The sequence below is a fragment of the Halomonas sp. SIMBA_159 genome, from assembly GCF_046536035.1.
Taxonomy (GTDB): domain Bacteria; phylum Pseudomonadota; class Gammaproteobacteria; order Pseudomonadales; family Halomonadaceae; genus Vreelandella; species Vreelandella venusta_A.
Genome location: NZ_JAWJBT010001005.1, coordinates 1 through 256 on the forward strand (window position 1 = coordinate 1; position 256 = coordinate 256).

General features: G+C 48.8%; 1 protein-coding gene. It reads left to right on the top strand.

All coding sequences use genetic code 11. The features are described 5' to 3' along the window. Nucleotides 1-11 precede the first annotated feature (11 nt). A partial coding sequence (locus R0J87_RS22275) for a TetR/AcrR family transcriptional regulator (RefSeq protein ID WP_498889038.1) occupies nucleotides 12-256 on the top strand: 245 nt, incomplete at its 3' end.

Consider the following 256-nt stretch of genomic DNA (forward strand, 5'->3'; position numbering starts at 1 on the left):
GAGGAATGGGCATGAGCGGAAACCCCACAGATTTACGCGTCGTGCGGACTAAGCAAGCGATCCGCGCGGCTTTGATTGCCTTGATCGAACAAAAAGGCTTTGAAGCGATCAGCGTCAAGGACATTACCGGGCAGGCGAACATCAACCGCGGAACGTTTTACAGCCATTACGAGGATAAATACGATTTGATGGACAAATGCCAAGAACAATTGCTCAAGGAAATGGAAACCAAAATCGTGCCAAATATCCCGAAGCT